Raw genomic sequence first — 18,807 nt, 5'->3', positions numbered from 1 at the left:
AAAATGGCAAAAGAAATTTTTTACTCAGACGACGCTAGAAATAGACTATATCAAGGCGTAAGTAAGCTAAATGACGCAGTAAAAGTAACAATGGGACCACGTGGCAGAAATGTGCTAATCCAAAAGAGCTTTGGCGCTCCTACTATCACAAAAGACGGCGTGAGCGTGGCTAAGGAAGTCGAGCTAAAAGACACTATCGAAAATATGGGCGCAAGCCTAGTAAAAGAGGTCGCTAGCAAGACAAACGACCAAGCAGGCGACGGCACTACGACCGCTACGGTGCTAGCTCACGCTGTTTTTAAAGAGGGCTTAAGAAACATAACAGCTGGCGCAAACCCAGTCGAAGTAAAGCGTGGTATGGATAAGGCTGCTGCAGCCCTTTCGGCTGAGCTAAAAAATATCGCAAAAGCGGTAGCTGGCAGCAAGGAAATAGCTCAAATCGCTACAATCTCGGCAAATTCAGACGAGAGCATAGGCAAGCTAATAGCTGACGCGATGGAAAAAGTCGGCAAAGACGGCGTGATAACGGTTGAAGAAGCAAAGTCTATCCAAGACGAGCTAAGCGTAGTTGAGGGTATGCAGTTTGACCGCGGATACTTAAGCCCGTATTTCATCACAAACCCTGAAAAAATGCAAGTCGAGCTAAGCAGCCCATACATCTTGCTTTTTGATAAGAAAATAACAAATTTAAAAGACCTTCTGCCAGTGCTTGAGCAGGTGCAAAAAACAGGCAAGCCACTACTAATCATCGCTGAAGACATCGAGGGCGAAGCGCTAGCCACTCTAGTGGTAAATAAACTACGTGGCGTGCTAAATATAAGTGCTGTAAAAGCCCCTGGATTTGGCGACCGCAGAAAGGCTATGCTAGAAGACATCGCTATCCTAACAGGCGGCTCAGTCATTAGTGAAGAGCTAGGCAGGACGCTAGAAAGCGCGTCTATAGCAGACTTAGGACAGGCTAGCAGCGTCGTAATCGACAAAGACAACACAACTATCGTAAATGGTGCTGGCGAAAAGGCTAATATCGAAGCTCGTGTAGCTCAAATAAAGGCTCAAATAGCTGAAACTACGAGCGATTATGATAAAGAAAAACTACAAGAGCGCCTAGCCAAGCTAAGCGGCGGTGTAGCTGTAATCAAAGTAGGTGCAGCCACTGAAACTGAGATGAAAGAGAAAAAAGACCGCGTAGATGACGCACTAAGCGCCACTCGTGCAGCAGTGGAAGAGGGTATCGTAATAGGTGGTGGCTCTGCGCTAATCCTAGCTAGCAAGCGCGTAAAACTAAGCCTAAGCGGCGATGAAGCCATAGGTGCTGACATAGTGCTTCGTGCGGTAAAAGCTCCACTTCGTCAGATAGCTGAAAATGCGGGCTTTGACGCTGGCGTAGTCGTAAATGCAGTATATAGCAGCAAGGACGATAACTACGGCTTTAACGCAGTAAGCGGCGAGTATGTGAATATGTTTGAAGCGGGCATAATCGACCCTGTAAAAGTCGAGCGTGTGGCACTTCAAAATGCAGTCTCTGTAGCCAGTCTGCTACTAACAACTGAAGCTACAATAAGCGAGCTAAAAGAAGACAAGCCAGCTATGCCAGCAATGCCTGATATGGGCGGAATGGGCGGTATGGGGATGATGTAATCCCCAGCCTTGTGCTTGTTAAATTTTTTGCCCCTGCTTTTTGGGGCAAAGAGCTATTAAATACTTTAAACTATAATATTGCTTTTAATTATAATTTCTGCCCCCCCCAACACAAGCCTAATTTTGCTAATTCTTGCCAGTAACTTTTGGTATTGCGAAGTAATGTCGGCGCAATCTTTTGCACTTTGCAAAAAATGGTATAAAAACTAGCCTGCTTGTTGCAAAGTAAATATGCTCACTAACATCTATTTTTGCCCAAACTAGATGTGTTTTGCTATCTTAGGTGGTTAAGGTCATAGCTTTTAAATAGACTTTTTTGTGTGGAGCGACTCTTGCCTTACTAAGCCATCTCATGGCCTGCATATACTGCTATATCGTAAGCGAATGAGCGGAAAATATCGCTTGCTATACAAGCAATATATAAGCCATTTATACAAAGCTGGGAATTTAAAAAGCAATACTATTTGCCTAAAAGAGCCAAATGTAACTTACTCGATTTTGCCGTTTTTAAAACAACAATTCATCTAAATATTTTATAACCTGATAATTTTATAAAGTATGGTTTTGAATTTGAAACAAAAAGGGACTAAGGTAGTAATAAAATTTGCAGTTAATATGGGTAGCGGTGGTGACTTAATGCTTTTGCAAAAAGCCTTTTTAAGTTAATGTGCTTAAGTTTTTATAATGTAGTTTTTAAATTTAGCCATTTGCAAAAGCCTTGCTGATGTCCAAAGGCAGACCAAAAAATATTTTCTTTTTTATCTTAAAGCTTAATTTTCGCTAAAAATACTATCCATTAATCCGTCTAAAAACTCATCTGGGCTAAACTCAGCCAAATCATCAGCACTCTCGCCCACGCCGATGTAAAGTATAGGCAGCTCGAGCTCGGCTGCGATTGAAAAGAGCATTCCGCCCTTTGCCGTGCCGTCTAGCTTTGTGATGATGACGCCATCAAGGCTAACTAGCTCATTAAACGCCTTTGCCTGCGCTAGCCCTGCATTGCCCTGCGTGCCGTCAAGGACTAGTATCTTGCGGTGTGGCGCTCCAGCCATAGCTCGGTCGCTTATGCGGACGATTTTGGCTAGCTCGCTTTTTAAATTTGTCTGATTTTCTAGCCGTCCAGCGGTGTCTAGCACCACTCTATCCGCCCCCCTTGCCACGCCTGAGCTAATGGCGTCAAAGGCCACGGCTGAGGGGTCGTGTCCCTGCTTTGTGGCGATGATTGGCACGTCTAAGCGCGCAGCCCACTGGCGTAGCTGCTCGACTGCCCCAGCCCTAAAAGTGTCGCAAGCCCCCAGCACCACGCTCTTGCCGCTTTTTTTGTATAAATTTGCTAGCTTTGCTATGCTTGTGGTCTTGCCAGCTCCATTTACGCCTAAAATCAGCTCCACAAAGGGCTTTGCCACGGGCGTTTGACGCTCTTTTTCGTAGATAAAATAGCTACCCATCACCCGCTTTAAATCAGCCCGCTTTACCATATCATCAGGCGGCAGGTAGTAGATTATTTCTTCCACTATATCATACGCCACGTCAGCTTCTAGTAGTAGTTCCTCTAGGGTTTGCTTGTCTATTTTTCTATCGCTTTTAGTAGCGCGCATCACTCCAAAGGTTTTTGCAAAGCCCTTTTTAATAATATCTATCATCTTAGCACCGCCAAATTTATATCACTTTCTAGCATTTCAACTGGTGCCAGCCCTACATATGAACGAATTTTATTTCCGTTTTTATCGCTTATTATTATCGCTGGTAGGGCGTTTATGTTTAGTGCTTTGGCTAGGTCTTGAGCTTTTGTTACGACTTCATCGGCGAGGTTAAACTCATCACTTAGCTCTTTTATCTCATCATCGCTCGCACCCAGGATTGCTAGCATTATTTTTGCATCGCTTTTGTATTTTTGCGCTATTGTGTAGATGTAGCTAAGCTCCGTTTTGCAAGGCGCGCAATTAGGAGTTACGAAAATTATTACACTGGCTTTATTTTCTGATAGCTTTAATCCACCATTTATTGTGCTTACATCTATGGTGCTGTTTGATAAATTTGATAGCTTAAATTCCGTTATTTCTACTTCTGCTTCTTGATTTTGTGCTTGGATTTTTGTCTCTTCGCCACTCTCTTTTTCTCCACTACATCCAGTTATAAAAAATGCAAGCATAGCGCAAGCTAAAAGCCTTTTCATCTTTTTCCTTAAAAATAAATTTGATAAAATAGTTCAAATTATACATAAAGATTATTAAAATGAGCGTTAAATTTGATAAAAAAGAGCTTCGAGAGAGGTTTTTGCGTGCTTTAAAGTCGCAAGATGAATTAAAGGTAAGACTAAAATCTCACGCAATTTGTGCTAGATTAAAATCTTTAATAAAAGCTAGCAAAGCACGCTCTGTGCTGCTTTATTTGGCGCTTGATTATGAGATAGATGTGTATAGTTTAAGGCGTGAATGTGCTAGAAATTGCGAGATATTATCGCCATTTATGGCAGGACTTAGCTTAAAAATGGTAAAATTGAGACTTCCTTTGCGTAAAAAGCGCTTTAATGTGCGAGAAAGCGCAGGAAATGGAGAGTTTAAAGCTAGGTTAGACTTGGCTATTGTCCCTGCTGTCGCAGTTGATGCAAATATGGCTAGAATAGGGCATGGAGCAGGGTTTTATGATAGATTTTTTGCTGGGCTTAGATACAGACCAAAGCTCGCTTTTGTGAGCGCTTTGGATAATTTTGCAAAAGCAAAGGTAAGCTTAAAGCATGATGTAATAGGGGATTTTTACCTAACCCCTGGACAAAATTATATAAAAAGAGGAAAAAATGATAGAGGTTATAGTAGGCTCGCTCGCCGCTGCAGTGGGCGCAGGAGCTGGGTACGCGTACGCTAAAAAGATAAACGACGCAAATTACAATATATTTTTAGAACAGGCAAAAGCAAAGGCAAAGGCGATTGAATTTGAAGCCGAAAGAGTGCTAAAAGACGCCAAAATAAGCGTGCAGGAAGCGGAGTTTGAAGCTAGAAAAAAGTATGATGAAAAAAGTGCGAAGCTAACAAAGGAGTATGGGCTTAAATTTGACGAGCTGGGCAAGGCTGAAGCTAAGATAAAAGCCCAAATGAGCGAGCTTGAAAACGGCAAAAGTGAGCTAAAAAAGTCCCAAGACGAGGCAAAAAGTGTGTATGAAGAGGGGCAGAGCCTAAAGGCAAACTACCAAGAAAAGCTAGCCCAGGCGCTAAAAGTCCTAGAGCACGCCGCTGGGCTAACGCAAGAAGAAGCTAAAGCCGAGGTGCTAAAGCGAGTGGAGGAAAAAAGTCGAGCCGACATAGCTCACATCGTCCGCAAAGGCGAAGAAGAAGCTAAAAGAGAGCTTAAAAAGCGGGTAAATTACATCCTAGCGCAGGCCACAAGCCGCTTTGCTGGGGAGTTTGCGGCTGAGAGGCTAATAAACGTCGTCGATATTAAAAACGACGACCTAAAGGGTAGGATAATCGGCAAGGAAGGGCGAAATATCAAGACGCTTGAGATGGTGCTGGGCGTGGATATAATCATCGATGATACCCCACACGCCATAATCCTAAGCAGCTTTAATCTCTACCGCCGCGCCATCGCAACGCGCGTCATTGAGCTTTTAGTTGAGGATGGACGCATACAGCCAGCACGCATAGAAGACCTGCATAAAAAGGTAACGGAGGAGTTTGAGGCTAGCATACTAGAAGAGGGCGAAAATATCGTGATGGATCTGGGGCTTAGCGGCATACATCCTGAGATAGTAAAGCTAATCGGCAAGCTTAAATTCCGCGCTAGCTACGGACAAAATGCCCTGGCTCACAGCCTAGAAGTCGCCCATCTGGCGGGAATAATCGCAGCTGAAACTGGCGGAGATGAGAAGCTGGCTAAGCGCGCTGGGATACTGCACGATATTGGCAAGGCTTTGACGCACGAATTTGAGGGTAGCCACGTGGATTTGGGCGCTGAAGTCTGCCGCCGCTACAAGGAGCATCCAGTCGTGATAAACGCTATTTACGCCCACCACGGACACGAGGAGGCCACGAGCGTAGAAAGCGCTGCTGTGTGTGCAGCAGATACGCTAAGTGCGGCTCGCCCAGGGGCTAGGAGAGAGGTGCTGGAGAGCTTTTTAAAGCGGGTGCAGGAGATTGAGGAGATAGCAAAGAGCAAAGAGGGTATAAAGCAGGCCTACGCCATAAATGCTGGGCGTGAGATACGTGTCATCGCAAATGCAAATTTGATAAACGATGATGAAGCGGTGCTGGTGGCAAAGGAGATAGCCAGCGAAATCGAAGAGCGAGTGCAATACCCAGGCGAGATAAAGGTAAATGTGATAAGGGAGACCCGTGCTATACAGATGGCTAAATAAATTTATCATTTTTTTGGCGAGTTTAGCGTTTTTGGTGAGCTTTGCTAAGGCTAGCGATAGCGAGGAATTGCTCCTAGACGCAGCTCGCTCATACACAGCTGTCTTACGCACAAATAACGTGCGTCCTGATATTATAAAAAAGGCAAAGGCGATAGTGATTTTCCCTAGTGTAAAAAAGGTCGGACTGGTGTTTGGCGGACTAGGTGGAAGCGGCGTAATGGTGGCTTTAAATGGGGATTTAGTAGATAGTGTTAGCTTAGTTAGTATAGGCGGTGGAGGAGCAGGGCTGCAGGCTGGATACAGCGATAGTGCGGTGGTTTTATTTTTGATGAAGCAGTCTTTTATCGAGGACATAAAGGGGCTAAAACTCGTCCTAAAAGCAGACATGATAGCTACTTTTGCATCTGCTTCTGCTACCAAAAATGGGGTTTATGGTGATATCTATGCCCTTTCAAAGGATAGTGGATTTTACGCTGGAGCAAGCCTAGATGCGGCTGTTATTAGCTATGGCGGAGATGTTAGACAGAGTGACGATTATGCTTATACAGAGCTTATGAATGCCATAAATTTTGAAAACTTAAAATAGGTAATTTTAAAATGCAAGATACAATAAATTCATTAGCCACATACGGCTATGTGATACTATTTTTTTACTCTTTGGGGGGCGGTATGTTAGCTATTATCGCAGCCGGCATCTTAAGCGCACAAGGAAGCCTAGATATTTGGCTTTGCGTGGCCGTGGCTTTTGCGGCAAACGCTCTGGGTGATAGCATACTTTTTTATATCGGCAGACATAATAAATCAGCCATAATGCCATATCTTAAGGGGCAGGAGAGAAAGCTTAGTTATTGTAGCTTGCTAGTGCGTAAAAATGGCAGTTGGCTTGTATTTTTGCAAAAATTTATATACGGTGTTAAAACGCTAGTTCCTATTGCTATGGGGCTTGCTAGGTATTCGTTTTTTAAATTTAATATTTTAAATGTATTTGCTTCACTGATTTGGGCGATTTTGCTAGGATTTGGTAGCTATTATTTAGGAGATAGCTTGGCTAAATTAGTAGAAAGTAGTGGGTATTTGCCAGCTGTTGTGGTTGTTTGTCTGCTTGTGGCTGGGTATATTTGGCTTGGTAGGGTAAGTGCAAAAAAGGTAAGATAATGCTTTTATCTGTGCGATTTAAAAGACGCCTTGTTTTTGCTGGAGCTTTTGTGCTAGCTTTAGGTTGTGGGCTATTTTTTACAAGCTATTATATAGGCATTAAAGCCCAGTCCATGTTTTACGCAAAGCTTGATGAGCTAAGCAGATATGGTGTTTTAAGTGTTACTATGAGTGATTATGATAGAGGGTTGTTTCGAGCAAATGCTCAAATAAGTGGGACTTTAAGCGACGATATACCATATAGCCTAAAAAGTGAAATATCCTACTCTTTACTTAGCTTTATTTTTGGTGTAGATAGCAAAAATGAGCTAAGTGTTAAGCTAAAAGATGGTCTTAGTAGCGATAATAAAAGCCAAAAAGCAAGCTTTAATATAAATTTAAAAAGTTATATTAGTGGAACCAGCGAAGCTTTAGTACGGATTCCAGCACTTTATTCTAAAGTTTTTGAGATAAGTCAGGGTGTAAGCATCAAGTCAATAATCCATGCAAATGAAATTAAAATTTTAGATATCTTTGCTAAAAATTTAAAGCTTATAGGTGATGAAAAACAGTTGAGTTTAAATGGTGTCAAAATAAGTCTAAATGGCGATTTTGACGCCACTATTTTTGCTCAAAAAAGCATTGTGAAAAATATAGATTTGGATAAAATTCTGCCAGATAGCATAGAGGCTAGGGTGGATTTTGTAAGCTATAAAAATATAGTCGATGAGTTTATTTTTGATAATGTAATTTTTCTTTCTAGACAGGTAAAAAAGCGTGAGCTTATTAATGTAAATTACGATTTTAATATCGAAAAAATAGGCATTTTAAATGATAGCAAAAAATTTTATCCTTTAAAAGATTTTAGAATTAGCATGGTACTTAAGAATATAGATTTAAACGCATTTTTAAGCACCTCATTAAATCCAAACCTAGACCCTCAAATATCTAAAATCGCCCTTATTGATAGCGGTTTTGAAGCTATTTTAGAAAGAGCTAGTATAAAAAATTTAAACTCTTTGAACGCATTTTTAAAATTTAGATTAGCAATATCTAAAAACTCAAATGAAGCCAAGCCTATACTAAATCGACTAAAATTTGATGGAAAATTAGGCATAGATGCTGGAGTGAGCGAATTTTTTAAAGTATTTGATAGGTTTTTTACCCATAAGGAATATGTCTTTATAGATATAATTGATAAATTTGTTAAAACCAGCGGAGTATTCGAAAAAAACGGCAACGAGATAAGCACTAGTTTTAAATTTGACAAGAATAAAAACGATATTGTATTTGGGGCATTAGAGTATGAATTAAAAAATATTTTGTTTTAAAGGCTTTTTTAAGCCCCCCTTAAGCAACTCTCTTATATAATTCCAGCTCACGATTTGAGAAACCACCTTTAACTTTCTAACAGTTAATAAAGCTTTTCTTTACTTTACCCTTTACTCATTAAAAGCTCTTTCATAAGCTTTTATGATTACAGGCTTTAATAATAAATCGTTGTTCTATAATTTAATAGTGTTAGTATTTAAATATTTCAATAGTCAATCTTTGAAATCTAAACAAGTGATCGATTGAGCCAGACTTATTTATTATTTATGATAATAAGTCTAAAACAATGAAACAATTTATTTTTTAAATAAATTAAATTTAAAAAGTTTTTAGATTAAAACTTCATATTTAATTTTTAATATGGAGAGTTTGATCCTGGCTCAGAGTGAACGCTGGCGGCGTGCCTAATACATGCAAGTCGAACGGACAAGTAGTAGCTTGCTACTATGCGTTAGTGGCGCACGGGTGAGTAATGTATAGCTAATCTGCCCTACACTGGGGGACAACAGTTGGAAACGACTGCTAATACCCCATACTCCACCATAACTCAAGTTATGTTGGGAAAGTTTTTCGGTGTAGGATGAGGCTATATCGTATCAGCTAGTTGGTGAGGTAATGGCTCACCAAGGCTATGACGCGTAACTGGTCTGAGAGGATGATCAGTCACACTGGAACTGAGACACGGTCCAGACTCCTACGGGAGGCAGCAGTAGGGAATATTGCTCAATGGGGGAAACCCTGAAGCAGCAACGCCGCGTGGAGGATGACACTTTTCGGAGCGTAAACTCCTTTTCTTGAGGAAGAAAAATGACGGTACTCAAGGAATAAGCACCGGCTAACTCCGTGCCAGCAGCCGCGGTAATACGGAGGGTGCAAGCGTTACTCGGAATCACTGGGCGTAAAGGACGCGTAGGCGGATTATCAAGTCTTTTGTGAAATCCTATGGCTTAACCATAGAACTGCTTGGGAAACTGATAATCTAGAGTGAGGGAGAGGCAGATGGAATTCTTGGTGTAGGGGTAAAATCCGTAGAGATCAAGAAGAACACCCATTGCGAAGGCGATCTGCTGGAACTCAACTGACGCTAAGGCGTGAAAGCGTGGGGAGCAAACAGGATTAGATACCCTGGTAGTCCACGCCCTAAACGATGTATACTAGTTGTTGCTTTGCTAGTCAAGGCAGTAATGCACCTAACGGATTAAGTATACCGCCTGGGGAGTACGGTCGCAAGATTAAAACTCAAAGGAATAGACGGGGACCCGCACAAGCGGTGGAGCATGTGGTTTAATTCGAAGATACGCGAAGAACCTTACCTAGGCTTGATATCCAAGAAATCCTGTAGAGATACGGGAGTGCTAGCTTGCTAGAATCTTGAGACAGGTGCTGCACGGCTGTCGTCAGCTCGTGTCGTGAGATGTTGGGTTAAGTCCCGCAACGAGCGCAACCCACGTCATTAGTTGCTAACAGTTAGGCTGAGCACTCTAATGAGACTGCCTTCGCAAGGAGGAGGAAGGTGTGGACGACGTCAAGTCATCATGGCCCTTATGCCTAGGGCGACACACGTGCTACAATGGCATATACAATGAGACGCAATACCGCGAGGTGGAGCAAATCTATAAAATATGTCCCAGTTCGGATTGTTCTCTGCAACTCGAGAGCATGAAGCCGGAATCGCTAGTAATCGTAGATCAGCCATGCTACGGTGAATACGTTCCCGGGTCTTGTACTCACCGCCCGTCACACCATGGGAGTTGATTTCACTCGAAGCCCAAATACCAAACTGGTTATGGTCCACAGTGGAATCAGCGACTGGGGTGAAGTCGTAACAAGGTAACCGTAGGAGAACCTGCGGTTGGATCACCTCCTTTCTAGAGTACAATAGATATTCTCTCACAAGATATCTATCAAAGGAAAATATCTCAATCGTCCTTGTTTAGATTTGAAAGATTGACATTAGACTAACATTACTCACTTACAAAGGCAAAAGCAGAGGCTAAGGCTTTTAGCCTATATCCCTGTTATATACCGTTGTTAAGAGTAGTTAAATCTTTAATAGTTATTACTATATTGAAATATTAAATAAATTAGCATTAATACCTTAGAATTTAAATAATCTAAAGTATAAAGCTAAGCTAGTAGAGTGTGAGCTTTGTGAATGTAAAAGTAAAAATGGGTAGGATAAATAAAATAACTTATTACACCTATTTTACAATATATCATTAATCTAGTATGGGTGATATACTATACATAGATAAAGGCATTGTCCTAGCTAAGTTATATTTTTAGTTTCTAGTATAATGTAAATATAATAGCAAGTAGCTTTTTATATTTATGTTTTTACTGTCTTAGCTATTTATTGTGGCAATATGTGTTAAATTTAGCTATATTGCTATTATAGTTATTTTTAGTTATTACTGTTTAATGGGGAATTAGCTCAGCTAGTAGAGTGTGAGCTTTGCACATAAAAAAGCAAACTGCTTTGCTTTTTTGGATATATCGTTGTGAGCGTAAGCGAACCGATATAGACACTGCGTGCATAAAGGCTTAGCTAATTGTCTGTTGTTTTTTTGTTTGGGGAATTAGCTCAGCTGGGAGAGCGCCTGCTTTGCACGCAGGAGGTCAGCGGTTCGATCCCGCTATTCTCCACCATCAAATTTAAAAGCCATCATCTTTAAAGCAAAAAAGCCTTTTAAAGATGCTTACAAACTGCACAATATTTATATTATAGTTAAGCCATAAGCCAAAGGCTTAGCTAAGCTTCATAAGGGCCTATAGCTCAGCTGGTTAGAGTGCACCCCTGATAAGGGTGAGGTCACAAGTTCAAGTCTTGTTAGGCCCACCATGATTTCCTCTTATGATTTTTTGCCTTGTTGCTTCTTTGCTTTTAGGGTTACTTAATATAGTATTTATATGAATTATTTAAATTTAATGATTTTATATAAATTAAAATTATCTACATTAGTGTTTTTGTGTAAGTATGTCTTATAAAGCTGTATTATAAGATATTATAGTATTTTAGGTTATCTAGATTATCTTAGGTATATATCATTTACCTTTGGCTTTTTTAAAAGATAGCGTTATTTTTTAATTACAAATTCTAATTAACTGCACAAGCCCAACTTCACCATACTCCACTATTTGTATAAATAGCTTTTAGCATATTAGCATTGACTAATATTACAAAGCAATGTCATCATGATTTTTAGAATTTTATAAAGCTTGGTGTAAAAACCTAAAAAACACTCTTAGACTAAGTTTAGTATGATAGCTACTTTTATACAGTTTTTATTGTATTGTGCAAGATGCCTGTTGATTATAGTTTAATTTTGTTGTATTTAGAAGCTTTGCTTTGTCTACTTATTTAATGTGTATACAATAAATAGTCATCCTGTTAAATTATTAAGTGGTCTATATATTATAAGTCAAAGCAAAGCTTCTTTAGTAAAGCAAAGCTTTTTATAACTCTTTATAGTTTTTTGCTAGATTTTACTAAAGTGAAGCTTTTTGCAACTCTTTACAGTTTTTACAGCTCTTTACTAGGTTTTACTAAAGGAAAACTTCTTTAATAAAGGAAATATTTTACTAAAGGGTGGATTTGTTGAAAAAAATGGGGGGGGGGTATTATTCCTAAAATAAAGAGATAATTTATAAAAAATATGTTATTATTTTAATAAATTTATTACTACTCAAAAAGGTAAAAGCCATGAATGAGATTGCTATTAGGATAGTTGCTGTGCTTCTTACGTCTTTAGTTATCGCATTTTCAGCGTTTTTATTTATTGATTATAAAATTACACAGGATAAATTAAGCACCTCTTTTATAGCTACTCAAAATAGAATAGTAGATGGAGTGGGAGTATATCTTGATGATTTTATAAATAACAATATTAGGCAAGTTAAAATAGCTGCTGATACCATAGCTAGCGAATTTGGAGAAGTGGACAATAAGGAGATAGTAAAGGTTCTTAAAGCTTTTGCTAAACAGGGTGATTATTTAGAGGTTTATTATGGTATGGAGGACGGAGGGTTTGTGTCCTCTGCCGGAGTGATACCAGCGCCAACTAAAGATAGTAGCTATGACCCACGTAAGAGCTTGTGGTATACTGGTGGAAAGATTAAGGTGGGGTACTCTGAGCCTTACAGGACGAGATTGAATGGCGAAAGCGTAGTTACTTTTTACGCACCAATCATAAAAGCTGATAAATTTATAGGAGTTGCTGGTGTTGATGTGAGACTTGATTCTGTGATTAAAGCCATGAATAAAATGGGAGCTGGTGAAAATAGTTATAGCTTTATTTCACAAAAAGACTCTACTATGTTAATGCACCCAGATGCCAAAAACCAAGGAGAGCATTTGCCAGTGATGCACACTATAATGGACAAGTTAGACAGCGGCGATATAGAAAAAGACGGAAGCGTGGCTTATGAATATGCAGGAGAGGTAAAAGAGGCCGTTTGTCGATTTGTTGGAGATCATGGGTGGTTGCTTTGCTCATCTTTGAAAAAAAGCGATAAAGACGCTGCGATTAGTGCACCAATTAGTACTAATACTATGATAGTTGTTTCGTTTTTGATACTTTTTATATTTGTGGTATTTGTATTTTTGTTTCGCCTTGTGTTATTTAGAAAAAGTCGCGGTAAAATTTAAAAATATATGTTTTGTTTAAATTTGATAGATAGAATAAGAAAAATAAATTTAAACAAAGGAAAACCATGAAAAAAATTATATATTCTACTTTAGCGGCATTAGCGCTATCAAGTAGTCTTAGTGCAGATACCTTTATCTTAGATAAGGCTCACTCAAATGTAGCTTTTAAAATAAAGCATATGGGATTATCAAATGTAAATGGATTTTTTAAAGATTATTCTGCTTTGATAGATTTTGATGTAAAAGAGAATAAATTTAATGCTCTAAAAGCCGATATAAAGGTCGCTAGTGTAGATACTGATAATTCAAAAAGGGACGAGCATTTACGTACGGCTGATTTTTTTAATGTTGACAAATATCCAGACATGACTTTTGAAATGACTAACTATAAAGCAGATGGAGATGACGGAAAAATGGTCGGTGTTTTGACAATCGCTGGCGTTAGTAAAGAGGTAAAGCTAGATACTGATATAAACGGACATCTACAAAAAGATGGTAAAACTATCGTTGGTTTTAGTCTTTCTGGAAAGATAAAGCGCTCTGATTTTGATTTTGCCCAAGGCTTTGGTTCTTCTTTGATAGGAGATGAGATAAAAATCAGCATAGATGGCGAGATGAGCGCCGACGAGTAGTCCGCTTTTTCCTTGTTTTTGGCGCTCTAGTGCAGGTTTTGCTAGCGCGCCTTTATTCACTATCTAGATCTATCTCTGGTAGCTCTAAGTCATATGTTTCTATTTCCTGCAGTTCCTGTGGTTGATTTTGTGGGTTTTTTGGCTTGCTTTTTAAATTTGTGACCCCTTTTTGCACTCCTAGTTTATCGAGCTTTGAGTTTAGCTCGTCTTTACTAATAGGGCTTATTGCTTCTTGTTCTAGCTTAACTTTTATTTGCTGGTTATTTTGCCTTGTTTGGCTTAAATTTATTCGCTCTAGTTCATTATCTATCGCTATGCAAAATACCTCCGTATACCCCTGTTCTGGTTTATTTTCGTCAAGCCACTCAGACATAACTAGGAGGTGGTTTGCGTAATCAAGTCCAGTGATATTTCCGCGCAAAAGCTCGTATTTTAGGAAAAGCCAGTATGTGTTTAGTGTGTCAGATTCGCAGTACTCCTCTATCTTTTCTATTTCGTCTTGCAAATATAGCCTAAAAACGTCATCTCCATGTGTGTCATATTTTCCAGGTATGTTTACGCTTTTACATATTGCATCTAGCCCTATGCCACGAGCTGCCCCAAAATCTCCAATATGGTCACATAAATCCAGATGAAACACTCCATCATATCTGCTTCTGTAGTTTGTCCATTTGTCCTTGCCGTCGCCACTGGTATCAAAATAGGTTGGGCAGCTTAGATTGTATTTCATCGCCCGTACCATAAGCATAGGCATGTCAAACCCTCGTCCATTAAAGCTGATTAGCCTAGGATTTTGTGAGTTTATAAATGAGATAAATTTATTTATCAGCTCGCCCTCGCTTGTTGCTTTTATGCTATTTACTCTTTCAAATTTTCCAAATTCATCAGCCATCACAGCCGAAATAGCCACAACTTTATGAAAATTTATAGGTAAAAATTCGCTACCAGTTTTATTTTTTTGCACTTCAAATGCTTGCTGCATGACGCTTGCATCATCTCCCTCATACCCATATACGGCTCTTAGTGCGTCAACATCTGGTATGGTTTCTGTGTCAAAGATACATATATGGTTTGTTTTTTTCATAAGATAGTCCTCATTTTTTAACTTTTTTATAGCTATATTTTATAAATTTTATCAAAAAACTACTTAAATTTCATAACCCCCCCCCATTCCCCCAACTTTCTAAGCTTTTCTTAAGCAACTCTCTTATATAATTCCAGCTCACGATTTGAGAAACCACCTTTAACTTTCTAACAGTTAATAAAGCTTTTCTTTTACATTATATTATTATCCTTTCTAAAACAAACTTGTTTTTGTCTTTAGAAGCGATGTAGTTATTTATGTTGTAAATCGTTGTTCTTTAATTTATTAATGTTAAGAGTCACAAGCAAGTTTTAATAAAAAACAATTTTACAGGACTTGTTAAAGACTTAAGATTTTATCTTTTTTCACTTTATATACTAATAAAGTTTAGTATTTAAAGTAGAAGTTTAACATCACAACTAAATTAGGATTTAAAACTTATCTAATTTAGTGTTAATGCTTTCCGTCTTGAAAGATAAAAGATTAAGTATCGTAAGATTAAATTTAATCAAGCATTAAATTTGAAATTACCTTTAGCAAGGAAGTGATGCGAATTAGAATATTAATATTCTGCCTATTAATTACTTTAACATAATTATTAGGTATAAAAAAGGTAAGCTACTAAGAGTGAATGGTGGATGCCTTGGCTAGTAGAGGCGATGAAGGACGTACTAGACTGCGATAAGCTACGGGGAGCTGTCAAGAAGCTTTGATCCGTAGATTTCCGAATGGGGCAACCCAGTATATAGAGATATATACTACCGCAATGCGGGGCGAACTTGGGGAATTGAAACATCTTAGTACCCAAAGGAAGAGAAATCAATAGAGATTACGTCAGTAGCGGCGAGCGAAAGCGTAAGAGGGCAAACCTAGTGCTTGCACTAGGGGTTGTAGGACTGCAATATAGACTAAATGATGATAGCAGAATAATCTGGAAAGATTAACTATAAAGGGTGATAGTCCCGTATGCGAAATCTGATTTTTACTTAGCAGTATCCTGAGTAGGGCGAGACACGTGAAATCTTGTCTGAAGCTGGGAAGACCACTTTCCAACCCTAAATACTACTACTAGACCGATAGCGAACAAGTACCGTGAGGGAAAGGTGAAAAGAACTGAGGTGATCAGAGTGAAATAGAACCTGAAACCATTTACTTACAATCATTCAGAGCCCTATGATTTATCAGGGTGATGGACTGCCTTTTGCATAATGAGCCTGCGAGTTGTGGTGTCTGGCGAGGTTAAGGAAACCCGGAGCCGTAGCGAAAGCGAGTCTTAATAGGGCGATTAGTCAGATGCTGCAGACCCGAAACGAAGTGATCTATCCATGAGCAGGTTGAAGCTGGTGTAAGAACCAGTGGAGGACCGAACCCGCTAGCGTTGAAAAGCTATGGGATGACTTGTGGATAGGGGTGAAAGGCCAATCAAACTTCGTGATAGCTGGTTCTCTCCGAAATATATTTAGGTATAGCGTTGTGTCGTAATATAAGGGGGTAGAGCACTGAATGGGCTAGGGCATACACCAATGTACCAAACCCTATCAAACTCCGAATACCTTATATGTAATCACAGCAGTCAGGCGGCGAGTGATAAAATCCGTCGTCGAGAGGGGAACAACCCAGACTAACAGCTAAGGTCCCTAAATCTCATTTAAGTGGAAAACGATGTGAAGTTACTGAAACAACCAGGAGGTTGGCTTAGAAGCAGCCATCCTTTAAAGAAAGCGTAATAGCTCACTGGTCTAGTGATTTTGCGCGGAAAATATAACGGGGCTAAAATGAGTACCGAAGCTTTAGACTTGTCTATGACTATTCAGACTAGCTCGTCTTTTAAGTGTCTTTAAATGAGCTTGAAATTTTACTCAGTTACATACTTTATGTATGCTACTTCGTAAAATTCCATTGCAACATTTAAATCCATTTTAAAATACTTCGCTTTCTTTGTTAAAAGATAGTAGAGTTTTTAAATGGTAAGATTAAATTTAAAGATAAAATAAAATATGAGTATAAAAAGTCTTAATAGTCATAGACAAGTGGTAGGAGAGCGTCCTATTCAGCGTTGAAGGTGTACCGGTAAGGAGCGCTGGAGCGGATAGGAGTGAGCATGCAGGCATGAGTAGCGATAATTGGGGTGAGAATCCCCAACGCCGTAAACCCAAGGTTTCCTACGCGATGCTCGTCATCGTAGGGTTAGTCGGGTCCTAAGCAAAGTCCGAAAGGGGTATGCGATGGCAAATTGGTTAATATTCCAATACCAACACTATTGTGCGATGGAAGGACGCTTAGGGCTAAGAGAGCTAGCTGATGGAAGTGCTAGTCTAAGGATGTAGGTTGAATTATAGGCAAATCCGTAATTCTTTATCCGAGATCTGAAAGGCTCACAAAACTCTTCGGAGTAGCGTGAGAATCTCTGATGCCGTCGAGCCAAGAAAAGTTTCTAAGTTTAGATAGTGTTGCCCGTACCGTAAACCGACACAGGTGGGTGGGATGAGTATTCTAAGGCGCGTGGAAGAACTCTCTTTAAGGAACTCTGCAAAATAGCACCGTATCTTCGGTATAAGGTGTGCCTAACCAGGTGTATGGATTTACTCCAAAAGCCAGGAAGGTTACAACAAAGAGTCCCTCCCGACTGTTTACCAAAAACACAGCACTCTGCTAACTCGTAAGAGGATGTATAGGGTGTGACGCCTGCCCGGTGCTCGAAGGTTAATTGATGGGGTTAGCGTAAGCGAAGCTCTTGATCGAAGCCCGAGTAAACGGCGGCCGTAACTATAACGGTCCTAAGGTAGCGAAATTCCTTGTCGGTTAAATACCGACCTGCATGAATGGCGTAACGAGATGGGAGCTGTCTCAAAGAGGGATCCAGTGAAATTGTAGTGGAGGTGAAAATTCCTCCTACCCGCGGCAAGACGGAAAGACCCCGTGGACCTTTACTACAGCTTGATACTGCTATTGGGATAAAGATGTGCAGGATAGGTGGGAGGCTTTGAGTATATGACGCCAGTTGTATATGAGCCGTTGTTGAGATACCACTCTTTTTTATTCTGATAGCTAACTAGCCTGAGTTATCCTCAGGTAGGACAATGTCTGGTGGGTAGTTTGACTGGGGCGGTCGCCTCCCAAAATGTAACGGAGGCTTACAAAGGTTGGCTCATGTCGGTTGGAAATCGACAGCAGAGTATAAAGGCAAAAGCCAGCTTAACTGCGAGACATACAGGTCGAGCAGGGACGAAAGTCGGTCTTAGTGATCCGGTGGTTCTGTGTGGAAGGGCCATCGCTCAAAGGATAAAAGGTACCCCGGGGATAACAGGCTGATCTCCCCCAAGAGCTCACATCGACGGGGAGGTTTGGCACCTCGATGTCGGCTCATCGCATCCTGGGGCTGGAGCAGGTCCCAAGGGTATGGCTGTTCGCCATTTAAAGCGGTACGCGAGCTGGGTTCAGAACGTCGTGAGACAGTTCGGTCCCTATCTGCCGTGGGCGTAAGAAGATTGAGGAGATTTGACCCTAGTACGAGAGGACCGGGTTGAACGAACCACTGGTGTAGCTGTTGTTCTGCCAAGAGCACCGCAGCGTAGCTAAGTTCGGATGTGATAAGAGCTGAAAGCATCTAAGCTCGAAGCCAACTCCAAGATGAATCTTCTTTTAAGAGCTCAGAAAGACTATCTGTTTGATAGGCTGGGTGTGTAAGTGATGAAAGTCATTTAGCTGACCAGTACTAATAGCTCGTTTGCTTATCTTAAATAAGCATCACTTCCTTGTTAAGGGTAATTTTTACTTGCTCTTTTTCCGTTATGCGTCGTTGGACTGCATTCGAAACTTCGGTCATTACCTATTTGGTAACTCCCTTGTTTCTCATTTGTCCGCCTAGCCTAACGAAAAAAAGCTACGTAAAAACAGATCCTAAAACAAGAAAAGTAAAATAAAACTTTTTATTAAAGCGAAGCTTCTTTAAAACAAAGCTTTTAAACTTGTCTCTTAACATTTAACA

The 18,807-nt window shown here is 40.1% G+C and carries 11 protein-coding genes, 2 tRNA genes and 2 rRNA genes; 12 read left to right on the top strand and 3 right to left on the bottom strand.

Annotation, left to right across the window (positions count from 1 at the left end):
• Window positions 1-3 precede the first annotated feature (3 nt).
• Window positions 4-1,638 (top strand): chaperonin GroEL, encoded by a 1,635-nt coding sequence (gene groL, locus LBC_RS05660; protein ID WP_221253378.1) that lies wholly within the window; start codon window positions 4-6, stop codon window positions 1,636-1,638.
• 770 nt (window positions 1,639-2,408) lie between these two features.
• Here groL and ftsY read toward each other — a convergent pair.
• Together ftsY and LBC_RS05650 are read right to left on the bottom strand one after the other, a co-directional pair.
• On the bottom strand, window positions 2,409-3,281 hold the full coding sequence (gene ftsY, locus LBC_RS05655) for a signal recognition particle-docking protein FtsY (protein WP_221253377.1): 873 nt from the start codon (window positions 3,279-3,281) through the stop codon (window positions 2,409-2,411).
• Window positions 3,278-3,814 (bottom strand): thioredoxin family protein, encoded by a 537-nt coding sequence (locus LBC_RS05650; protein WP_221253374.1) that lies wholly within the window; start codon window positions 3,812-3,814, stop codon window positions 3,278-3,280. Before LBC_RS05650 ends, ftsY begins: the two co-directional genes overlap by 4 nt.
• A 59-nt stretch (window positions 3,815-3,873) precedes the next feature.
• Here LBC_RS05650 and LBC_RS05645 point away from each other — a divergent pair, with 59 nt between their 5' ends.
• From LBC_RS05645 to LBC_RS05600, 10 genes are all read left to right on the top strand, one after another.
• Window positions 3,874-4,503, top strand: a complete 630-nt coding sequence (locus LBC_RS05645; protein WP_221253372.1) for a 5-formyltetrahydrofolate cyclo-ligase — start codon at window positions 3,874-3,876, stop codon at window positions 4,501-4,503.
• The gene (rny, locus tag LBC_RS05640; RefSeq protein ID WP_221253370.1) at window positions 4,436-5,989 is read left to right on the top strand and encodes a ribonuclease Y; all 1,554 of its coding nucleotides are present in this window, start codon (window positions 4,436-4,438) and stop codon (window positions 5,987-5,989) included. Before LBC_RS05645 ends, rny begins: the two co-directional genes overlap by 68 nt.
• A complete protein-coding gene (locus tag LBC_RS05635; RefSeq protein WP_221253367.1) occupies window positions 5,967-6,575 on the top strand; it encodes a YSC84-related protein in 609 nt (202 codons plus the stop codon). The genes rny and LBC_RS05635 overlap by 23 nt, the downstream gene beginning before the upstream one ends.
• Before the next feature lie 11 nt (window positions 6,576-6,586).
• A complete protein-coding gene (locus LBC_RS05630; protein WP_221253365.1) occupies window positions 6,587-7,144 on the top strand; it encodes a DedA family protein in 558 nt (185 codons plus the stop codon).
• The gene (locus LBC_RS05625; protein ID WP_221253363.1) at window positions 7,144-8,454 is read left to right on the top strand and encodes a DUF945 family protein; all 1,311 of its coding nucleotides are present in this window, start codon (window positions 7,144-7,146) and stop codon (window positions 8,452-8,454) included. The genes LBC_RS05630 and LBC_RS05625 overlap by 1 nt, the downstream gene beginning before the upstream one ends.
• Window positions 8,455-8,812: 358 nt before the next feature.
• Window positions 8,813-10,323 (top strand): 16S ribosomal RNA (locus LBC_RS05620).
• A 705-nt stretch (window positions 10,324-11,028) separates the two neighbouring features.
• A tRNA-Ala gene (locus LBC_RS05615) sits at window positions 11,029-11,104 on the top strand.
• Window positions 11,105-11,220: 116 nt separating this feature from the next.
• Window positions 11,221-11,297 (top strand) — tRNA-Ile (locus LBC_RS05610).
• Window positions 11,298-12,158: 861 nt separating this feature from the next.
• Window positions 12,159-13,103 carry a cache domain-containing protein gene (locus LBC_RS05605; protein WP_221253361.1) on the top strand — a complete coding sequence of 315 codons (945 nt, stop codon included), beginning with the start codon at window positions 12,159-12,161 and terminating at the stop codon, window positions 13,101-13,103.
• Window positions 13,104-13,168: 65 nt separating this feature from the next.
• Complete coding sequence (locus tag LBC_RS05600; protein ID WP_221253359.1) at window positions 13,169-13,735, top strand: YceI family protein; 567 nt, start codon at window positions 13,169-13,171, stop codon at window positions 13,733-13,735.
• A gap of 52 nt (window positions 13,736-13,787) precedes the next feature.
• Here LBC_RS05600 and LBC_RS05595 read toward each other — a convergent pair whose 3' ends face one another.
• Complete coding sequence (locus LBC_RS05595) at window positions 13,788-14,819, bottom strand: 3'-5' exonuclease (RefSeq protein ID WP_221253357.1); 1,032 nt, start codon at window positions 14,817-14,819, stop codon at window positions 13,788-13,790.
• A 611-nt stretch (window positions 14,820-15,430) separates the two neighbouring features.
• Here LBC_RS05595 and LBC_RS05590 point away from each other — a divergent pair.
• A 23S ribosomal RNA gene (locus LBC_RS05590) occupies window positions 15,431-18,558 on the top strand.
• Window positions 18,559-18,807 lie beyond the last annotated feature (249 nt).

The sequence above is a fragment of the Campylobacter sp. 19-13652 genome (assembly GCF_019702925.1).
In the GTDB taxonomy this organism is placed as follows: Bacteria; Campylobacterota; Campylobacteria; order Campylobacterales; family Campylobacteraceae; genus Campylobacter_A.
The sequence above is the reverse complement of the archived record's forward strand: the minus strand, read 5'-3'. Positions and strand labels throughout refer to the sequence as shown.